Source organism: Alexandriicola marinus (genome assembly GCF_004000435.1).
Lineage (GTDB): Bacteria > Pseudomonadota > Alphaproteobacteria > Rhodobacterales > Rhodobacteraceae > Alexandriicola > Alexandriicola marinus.
Map to the genome: position 1 here is coordinate 1 of NZ_RBVZ01000082.1, position 330 is coordinate 330.

At 58.2% G+C, this 330-nt stretch carries 1 pseudogene; it reads left to right on the top strand.

Features of this window, described 5'->3' with window-relative positions:
- A pseudogene (locus tag EP376_RS22770) lies at positions 1–329 on the top strand (integrase core domain-containing protein); the annotation flags it as partial.
- Position 330 lies beyond the last annotated feature (1 nt).

The window sequence follows — 330 nt, forward strand, 5'->3', positions numbered from 1 at the left end:
ACCACTCGATGGGGGCAGACCACCAAGGTGCTACGGGACGGAGTTCATTGCCCGGAAAGTCCGGGACTGGATTACTGCTGTCGGCGCGAAGACGGCATACATCGAGCCGGGATCGCGGTGGGAGAACGGATACTGCGAAAGCTTCAATGTCAGGTTCCGCGATGAGCTGCTCAACGGCGAAGTCTTCTACACCCTGAGAGAAGCCCAAATCCTGATCGAGCAATGGCGTATTCACTTACAATACGATCAGGCCACACAGCGCTCTGCGCTATCGACCGCCCGCACCGGGAAGCATCGTCCCAATGGACCAGAGGCCGACCATGCACTAAC